This is a genomic window from Pontibacillus sp. ALD_SL1 (genome assembly GCF_017355605.1).
Map to the genome: position 1 here is coordinate 890,765 of NZ_CP062975.1, position 7,075 is coordinate 897,839.

A 7,075-nucleotide genomic window follows, 5' to 3' on the forward strand; every position below is an offset into this window, starting at 1 on the left:
AAATGGAAAAGGTTAAAGAACTGCGAGTCAAAGTGAAACCATTCCTGACGAAACGGAATCCTAAATACCCTGATAAAATACCCGTCCCGATGAGAACGATGTTCGGGTACTCGACCAGAGAAACGGCTAACGGAATCCACATGGTACTGAAGGGGAAACCTGAGCCTTCCAGCCATTGTCTCCATTGCGGGAGGGTGATTAAACATCCTGTTAGTTTGTTATACGGGATTGGTCCCATATGCGGAGGGCACTACCACGTTAATCCGTTAGAAAGTGAAGAGGAGCTAAACCTTCGCATGGAAGAGATCAAACAAAAACTGGCTAACGTGGTGTGGGAAGGATGGCTTCCGAAAAATTATATCGAGTGGGAAGAAACGGGCGGTGAATGCGATCCAAAAAATGAGGAGAAAGCCCATTAAACAAACATATCAAAAACGAAATTTAGATAAAAGATAAAAGCGACGTTCTGTCGTTTTTTTTTTGCGTTCAAAAGCTCTTCGTTGGCATAAAGAAAACGAACAACAAGTTGTTGTTCGTTTGTGAAATGTTATGCCGTATCTTTGTTTAAAAGCTCTTTTTCGGCCACGTCTACACTCATTTTTACTAATTCGGTCATCTCATCATCATCGCTCCCTAGCTGATTGAGAAGGATCGTTTTGGATAAGTCGAACATTTCTTCGAGGAGTAAATAGGCATTGTTATGCCGTTCTCCCCATAATAAATCAACAACAACGTGAACCTCTCCGTCTTTAATGCCTACGGCATTGGAGTGAGCTGGTAATTCAAGAATATGCCACTCATATTCTGGCATCATCTTACGCCCAATTTCTTTCAGGAAGGGAGATAAATGATGACAACGACCAAGGGCTCGATAGGCGAAATATGAATGATCTTTCACCCAGTCTTTGCAATCTTCATTCTCTTCTTCGCAATGAAAATAGGCTTCGTAATCTCCACCGATATACTCTCTGAACGTTTCTTCATCCATGATTTCATGAAGCTCAACGAATCCAATGGCACCGAAATGGTCTAATCTTGGATTTTCCCAATCGTAGTCTTCTAATGATTCTTGCGTCGGGAAATGATCATCGAACCCGTTTATTAAGGCTTCAACAATTTCCTTGTCTCGTAAATACGGTTTAACTTTCTCGTCCCAATTTTTCATCAGATCGAAAAGGTTGGCTTCGTTAGATACTTTGTACTGAAAAACATCTTGTAAGGTAATTTTCAAAGTGATCTTCCTCTCTAGAATGAGTGTGTTTTGTTATATATATTACCAAATAGGAGAAATAAATATTAAAATATTCATAAAAAATATATCTGTGGAATAAGCCCATGTGAGGACGCATCCGTATTAATCCGCTATCAGAAACGAGTTCTTGATCAACGGATAAAACGACGTTCTGTCGCTTTTTTTGGCGTTCAAAAGCTCTTCGTTGGCACAAGGGGTTGTATGGTAAAATAAAGGGTACATAACGGATTGTTACTATGCAGGTTTTTTATAAAGAAGGAGATGGAGAAATGAAAGAATCAAAATGGATAAAACCACTAGTGCTATCAGCTGCGGCAACAGCCGCAACAGCTGTTGCTGGCATTGCGTTAACGAAGGGTGGAAAGGATTCAGAAGGAGCCAACGAGGTGATTTCGAGTGTGGTTCCTGAGGAGGAAACATTTGGCGGACTCACATTAGAAAAGATTAATGAGATTGTTGAACTTACACACAGGGGCGTGAAAGCGGTTATCGTTGATGGAACATTGGAATACACCTTTTCGTCTGCTTCTGGCAAACAATATCCAACAGCACGAATCGAAATAGATGAGGCAGGAGAATTAATCTTCACGTTTCTTTCCTATGCCACGGCACATTCGCCACGAATTTTCATGAAAAATTTGAAGGAAGCGATACACACTGCCGATTAGAATGGCAGAGATCACCTCCCTTTCTCCACAGGCGTCTTTTGCCGTGTTTTTTCTACCCATGAGACCATATCGGATATAATGGGAGAAAAGAAGAAAGGAAGATTCTAATGAAATTCCAAGACCTGTTAGACCATTATGCTGATTATGTAAGGAGCAACGGAGAGGGAATGCTAGATCAATCCGAAACCGATCGTTTCTCCCCTGTATCGATTGAGTGGTATGCGCTGAATGATTATCAGTTGATCTTGGAAGAGGAAGGAAAGATCCAAAAAGCGGAGACGGACTACGATTATCCGATGGTTCACGGAGTCATTCCAACGCTTCCAGAACCTGAATACACTCGGGCGTTGAAAAAATATATCCGTTACGTGAAACGCTGTGCAGAATACGGCGTTGCTCCTCTTTCGATGAACTGCTACTGGAAAGAATCGACAGTCAGCTAGTGTTTAAGGGTACCCCAAGCTCATCATAAGAAAGGGATGAAATCTATGGGAATGAAAGAAGCGTGTCACAAAGACCAAATCTATCCGTATCACATTCTTGTCCGATCGCCTTACGAAAAAACGTTTGTGTTCTGTGATGGGGCAAAGAGCAAAAGCGAACAATATCGCTTGCTGCAACGGTACAAGAGAGCGTATGGTAAAGGGTACACATTCAGATTGGCAGAAAACGTTTGATAAAATCATAGAGCGGGAGAGTGAAAACGTGGGGGTAACGGTCAATCAGAAAACCGAACAGTTTTATATTGCTACGAAAAACGGGTGGAAGCCAGTCGTCGGACACAGAATCACAGTTGGACCATACGAGTTCTCAGCCGTTCCGAAAAAGAATGCATTAGTTCTGTCAGAGGTCTCATCTGGCATGAATATTCATTCAATCCCCATGAACGATGGGGTCATAAGGAGTACGGATTCAAAAGAAAGCACGATGCGCTATTTACAAGGGATTGGTCGTATCTTAGAAAAGATGGTCCGAGACATGGACAATTTCGAACAACGAATCCTGGAAGGCCAAAAGAAAGCGGTTGCTCATTGCGGAGAAAAACCACCGACTGAGGAAGCGGATACCGATTGGGTGTTTTCTGAAAGCAACGGGATCCATTAAAGAAAATAAATATGGTTAAAGCGGCGCTTCGTCGCTTTTTTTCTGTGTATCGAGGAGAAAAAAAGGAGGAGGAATAACCATGGATTGGTGTGTCGGGTTACAAATTACAAGTTTTTATTGCAACAGGTTCTTCGGAAGGGATTACGAGTTGGCGGGAAGCGTGATTCTCCATGCAGGGGATGATTATCTTGTGATCCGAAAACCAAATGGAGAAGTGGTGAGCACCTGGTTCGAGGAAGCCTCACTCGAATACGTGCAATCATTAGTAGAAAATTGGACGGAGTAAAATACCCTCTAGGGGGCTATTTTACTGATATTGTCAAAAAGGACGCCAGCTTCCTGCATCTCCTCAATGGACAAATGAAGCAGGATTCGTTCCGTACATACATCCCCGTGTTCCGCACATACATTCCGATAAACACAGTACAGGTACTTGCCCTCCCAGTCAAACATCTCAATCAGCTCGTCTGAAACGAAGTACGATGGATAGTCCGCATCACCGATTAGGGCTTTGCCTTCTTCTTCCTTTGAGTCAGCGAGGTACCACTGAAATAAAGTGGTCGTGCTGTCGGCAAGCACCTGAAACATATAAATATCATGGTGCCCATCGCTCGTTCGGATCGCTTGTTTGAACACTGTATCACCTCCTTGATCTAGACTATGCAACAGAGAGTTCCGAGAGAACAAAACTCCTCCAATGCTGCTGTATCACATCTCTCACCACACCTTTCTCTGTTTTATTCCACGACATACTACCACAACATGGTAAAATAAAAACACTTTAGGAAGCCATTATTTGAGAGGATGATTCTAATGAAGAATACCATGACGTCCATCCGTTTCACGCAGGCCGAAGGTCCGATTACCCGAGCAGGAGAAACACGCACGTTTACCACCTGGAGTGAGGCAGAAGCTCATATCAATGACTTAGCGTGCTACGCTCCTTCGAATGGGTATTATAAGTGTGATTTTGTCATCTTGTTTGAAGAGGGTGGCGAATACAGAGGACGCTTTGATCTTGACCGAACGCATGTATCAGGAAACCCGTTATCGGAACACGTTTTAAGAGAACTGACATTCAGGGCTGGTTCTTACCGTCCCCCTCACATGAAAGAAGAGGTATACAGAGACTATATCCGAGGCGGGGAAGAAGACGCGCAAGCATTTCTTGATACGTATCAGATTGGGGACGCGTCTTAGAAAGGATGATGAGGATGTATGTATCACATGAGCACCAAAACGAGTTAGCTGAGGATTTACTTCGCTTGTTTCTTGATGAAAGAGAAGGGTATGAAGTCATCTTCGCGAAAACCATAAGCGGCTTATACGAGAAATACGATGAGTTTCAGGGTGATGCGATTGTGCGTCTGTTCAAAGCGAAGCTTAAGGAACAACTAAAAAACGAGATATGAAAGAGACCGTCACAGGAGGAGTGGATGACGTGGATCGTGAAACCTATAAACCAGAGGTCCCCGAATGGGTGGCTGAAATCCTAGAAAAAGAACGACGGCAGGATCCATTGGCTACACACGGGTACACAAAAGAATGGGAACAGTGGAAACGAAAGTATTCACGAAAACTGAAATACGCTCGCCAAAATGGTTGGACGGTCGAGGAACAGTAAGATAGGATCAAGTAAAACGCTATTAAAGGAGAGATCATATGTTAGCATGCCCATACAACCATGAGATTTCCCATGTACTCGTTTGCGGTGGCGAAAGTGAGACAGAAGGCGGAAATGTCTACTTTCAGATGACCGTAAAAGGCGACTATACCGATCGTTTAGCGGATGGAAGCGTTGGCGTAACAGAAGAGATGGAAAACCACGCGGATGGCGGATGCTGCACGGAACCGATCTGCCCTGTCTGCGGAGAAGAATGCATAGAGAAGCAGGAATAAAAGACGAAAATAAATAGAGTTGGCCATAATGAATGTTCATTCGTTATGGCTTTTTTTGTAGGGATCAACAGAACGAAACCAGCATCGTTTCATTGACACCCCCCTCTCTTTTCCTTAGGCAAAGGGGAGGGGGGATCAATATGAAAAGAGTGCTCGTATGTGTGCTTCTATTCCTGCTGATGGCACCAGGTGTGTTACATAGTGAGAGGACCGTATCGAAAAGTGTGTGGGTGTGGGATGCAGAGAAAATGATCACGGAGTGGGACGAGGTGAAACCATTCCTCATAGAAAATGGGGTGACGGATGTGTATGTTCACTGGAACCCGTCCCTTGGAAAGGATGAGTACCGCTTTTTTATCGGGGAGCTGGACGGGATCGGCATCAGCGCTCACGCCTTAATGGGGAGTCCGTATTGGGGGCTGGAGGCGTATCAATCCCATATCAAAAAACGCATCGACATGGTTGTTTCGTATAATAATGAAGTCAGCGTAGAAAACCAATTCGAGGGCATCCATTTTGACATCGAACCGTATCTGTTGGATGAATGGGATCGTGATCGAGGAACCGTGATCACGGAATGGAAAGAAAATGTGGTGTACTATACGGATTACGCAAAGAGTCACGGGTTCAAAACAGGGGCAGCGATCCCGTTCTGGTTAGATCACGCAGGCGTGACAGATGTTGATCCAACCTTTTACAAAACAATGATCGACCATCATGACAGCGTATCACTCATGAGCTATCGGGATAGGGCCCTTGGATCCAATAGCATCACGTCCCTCTCATTAAATGAAGTAACCTATGCAAAGGATTCGAAAGTAGAAATTGGGATTGAATTGCTGCCGTCCTCCTTATCCTACATCACGTTTTATGAGGAAGCGGATGCTTACATGGAAGAAGAAATAGGAAAAGTGCGCTCCTGTTTTGAAGGAGAGGAAGGATGGAAGGGAATCGCGTATCATGATTTGTTCTACTGGATGGAACGGTAATGTTATGTAAAACAGAAGCAGATGGCTTCTGTTTTTTAGAGCTTTATAAATTGGAACAAAGCGTGGCGAATTCAGAAACGATTTTCTGAAACTCCTCTGGTTTTTCAACAGGCTTGTAAGCAAAGCAAACATCTCCATCAGGACGATGTTCCTCCAGCCAGGCCAGGGATTCTTTCACGGCTTCTTCTAGATCTTGCTGCTTCATGGGGTGTTCAGGGTGAACACCAACGATCACGTAGTTCTCAATCGTTGTAATCATTAGAATCAGCCTCTCTTATTGGATATGTTTTTTGATTTTCATACCTGGAACAGCAAGCGTTCCGCCGTTCGCGACGCATTCATACTCTTTTTCCATGCGTTTATATACCTCTAACACACTTGAAAAGTCAGGGTTTTTTCCCGTGCAAAACTTATAAACCGCACTAGAGGGATTGATTTCAAAATAACTTCGTTTTACAGGAACCCTAATCACAGGGTATAAACCGTCATAGTTCCAGGAAGAACCTTTAAATAGTCTTAAAACGACTTCCCCGAGGTAATAGGCGTAGACGTCAATGAGACCACTGAAACCTACTTCACGGGTCGGGTGAGTCTCTCGCAAGATTTTCTCAATCCCTTTCAGGCTTTTAACGGAATACAGTTTCCCAAGTTTGCCGCCACCGATCATGCGATGCATGTTCAGGAAGTCTCCCTCTCTAAGTTTTTTGTGAAATGTCTCGTGATCTTCAATGTTTAGTTTTAACATAATAATCTTCCTTTCCCGTTTTATAATGAGCCAATCTCAATGGTATTCCTCAACAAGATATGCTGTTCGCGGGGTAACTATGATGTAAAAATAAAAAAAGCATAGCAACAGGCTACACTTTCAAGGTACATAAGAGGGGATCACACACAAAAAAGAGTATGAGGCAGGGATATAATGGAATAAGGATGAATAAAGCGAGGGTCAGAAGAGGTTGTACACATTAGTGTTAGTTGTTTTTTCGTTCTCGTTCTTTCTTTTCTTCCTTCAACCGTTTGTTGTAGGCTTTCTTAAGCTTTCTCTCTTCTCTCATTTCCTCGTTCGGGAAAAAGAGGGAGAAAACACTGAAGATCAGGTTCAACAGGATTTCAATAATGAGACTCACAGGGGTCACCTCCTCTTTATGCGGATGGTTCTAAAA

General features: G+C 43.4%; 16 protein-coding genes. 11 read left to right on the plus strand and 5 right to left on the minus strand.

From position 1 onward, the window contains the following. The first annotated feature begins 2 nt into the window (after window positions 1–2). Window positions 3–419: a DUF6011 domain-containing protein gene (locus tag IMZ31_RS24320; protein ID WP_207531035.1), complete on the plus strand. Its 417-nt coding sequence runs from the start codon at window positions 3–5 to the stop codon at window positions 417–419. Window positions 420–547: 128 nt separating this feature from the next. Here IMZ31_RS24320 and IMZ31_RS24325 read toward each other — a convergent pair whose 3' ends face one another. After that, window positions 548–1,231 carry a hypothetical protein gene (locus IMZ31_RS24325; protein WP_207531036.1) on the minus strand — a complete coding sequence of 228 codons (684 nt, stop codon included), beginning with the start codon at window positions 1,229–1,231 and terminating at the stop codon, window positions 548–550. Between the two features lie 290 nt (window positions 1,232–1,521). On the opposite strand from IMZ31_RS24325, the gene IMZ31_RS24330 reads away from it, so the two are divergent. From IMZ31_RS24330 to IMZ31_RS24350, 5 genes are all read left to right on the plus strand, one after another. Then, window positions 1,522–1,920, plus strand: a complete 399-nt coding sequence (locus IMZ31_RS24330) for a hypothetical protein (RefSeq protein WP_207531037.1) — start codon at window positions 1,522–1,524, stop codon at window positions 1,918–1,920. Between the two features lie 107 nt (window positions 1,921–2,027). Next, entirely contained in the window at window positions 2,028–2,363 is a 336-nt protein-coding gene (locus tag IMZ31_RS24335; RefSeq protein WP_207531038.1) for a hypothetical protein, read from the plus strand. A 45-nt stretch (window positions 2,364–2,408) separates the two neighbouring features. Then, complete coding sequence (locus IMZ31_RS24340) at window positions 2,409–2,597, plus strand: hypothetical protein (RefSeq protein WP_207531039.1); 189 nt, start codon at window positions 2,409–2,411, stop codon at window positions 2,595–2,597. Further along, a complete protein-coding gene (locus tag IMZ31_RS24345) occupies window positions 2,557–3,024 on the plus strand; it encodes a hypothetical protein (RefSeq protein ID WP_207531040.1) in 468 nt (155 codons plus the stop codon). Before IMZ31_RS24340 ends, IMZ31_RS24345 begins: the two co-directional genes overlap by 41 nt. A 79-nt stretch (window positions 3,025–3,103) precedes the next feature. Continuing rightward, window positions 3,104–3,310, plus strand: coding sequence for a hypothetical protein (locus IMZ31_RS24350; protein ID WP_207531041.1), 207 nt, complete (start codon window positions 3,104–3,106; stop codon window positions 3,308–3,310). Between the two features lie 8 nt (window positions 3,311–3,318). Here the strand turns inward: IMZ31_RS24350 and IMZ31_RS24355 are convergent, their stop codons facing one another. After that, a complete protein-coding gene (locus tag IMZ31_RS24355) occupies window positions 3,319–3,660 on the minus strand; it encodes a hypothetical protein (protein ID WP_207531042.1) in 342 nt (113 codons plus the stop codon). A gap of 177 nt (window positions 3,661–3,837) precedes the next feature. Between IMZ31_RS24355 and IMZ31_RS24360 the strand changes: the two genes are divergently transcribed. From IMZ31_RS24360 to IMZ31_RS24380, 5 genes are all read left to right on the plus strand, one after another. After that, complete coding sequence (locus IMZ31_RS24360; protein WP_207531043.1) at window positions 3,838–4,224, plus strand: hypothetical protein; 387 nt, start codon at window positions 3,838–3,840, stop codon at window positions 4,222–4,224. Between the two features lie 14 nt (window positions 4,225–4,238). Then, window positions 4,239–4,436, plus strand: a complete 198-nt coding sequence (locus IMZ31_RS24365) for a hypothetical protein (RefSeq protein ID WP_207531044.1) — start codon at window positions 4,239–4,241, stop codon at window positions 4,434–4,436. Between the two features lie 29 nt (window positions 4,437–4,465). After that, window positions 4,466–4,648, plus strand: coding sequence for a hypothetical protein (locus tag IMZ31_RS24370; RefSeq protein WP_242705746.1), 183 nt, complete (start codon window positions 4,466–4,468; stop codon window positions 4,646–4,648). Window positions 4,649–4,686: 38 nt separating this feature from the next. Beyond that, window positions 4,687–4,923, plus strand: coding sequence for a hypothetical protein (locus tag IMZ31_RS24375; RefSeq protein ID WP_207531046.1), 237 nt, complete (start codon window positions 4,687–4,689; stop codon window positions 4,921–4,923). A gap of 140 nt (window positions 4,924–5,063) precedes the next feature. Continuing rightward, complete coding sequence (locus tag IMZ31_RS24380) at window positions 5,064–5,912, plus strand: hypothetical protein (protein WP_207531047.1); 849 nt, start codon at window positions 5,064–5,066, stop codon at window positions 5,910–5,912. Window positions 5,913–5,955: 43 nt separating this feature from the next. Here the strand turns inward: IMZ31_RS24380 and IMZ31_RS24385 are convergent, their stop codons facing one another. From IMZ31_RS24385 to IMZ31_RS24395, 3 genes are all read right to left on the minus strand, one after another. Beyond that, a complete protein-coding gene (locus IMZ31_RS24385; RefSeq protein WP_207531048.1) occupies window positions 5,956–6,171 on the minus strand; it encodes a hypothetical protein in 216 nt (71 codons plus the stop codon). Between the two features lie 15 nt (window positions 6,172–6,186). After that, window positions 6,187–6,657, minus strand: coding sequence for a hypothetical protein (locus IMZ31_RS24390; protein WP_207531049.1), 471 nt, complete (start codon window positions 6,655–6,657; stop codon window positions 6,187–6,189). Window positions 6,658–6,883: 226 nt separating this feature from the next. Further along, entirely contained in the window at window positions 6,884–7,039 is a 156-nt protein-coding gene (locus IMZ31_RS24395; protein WP_207531050.1) for a hypothetical protein, read from the minus strand. Window positions 7,040–7,075: the final 36 nt, after the last annotated feature.